The following is a 248-nucleotide window of genomic DNA, read 5'->3' on the forward strand; positions in this document are numbered from 1 at the left end:
CAGGGAGGTACTGATTCGCTTAGTCGCAGACTGGTACGCTTCCTTCACAGATTCGTACAAATGGCCCACCCCTGTGCCGTGCAGGGCAGAAATAAAGTGGATTCGAGCAAAATCGACAAAGCCAAGCCGGCGGTCAAGCTCTGATTTCACCCGCTCTTTGACTTCGTTATCCAGACCATCCCATTTGTTCACCGCAATAACCAGCGAACGGCCGGAATTGAGCGCAAAACCAAGCAGGCTCAAATCCT

The 248-nt window shown here is 52.0% G+C and carries 1 pseudogene; it reads right to left on the reverse strand.

Features of this window, described 5'->3' with window-relative positions:
* A pseudogene (locus ACYP03_RS27325) lies at positions 1-248 on the reverse strand (ribosome biogenesis GTPase Der); the annotation flags it as partial.

It is taken from the genome of Photobacterium sp. R1 (assembly GCF_054600795.1).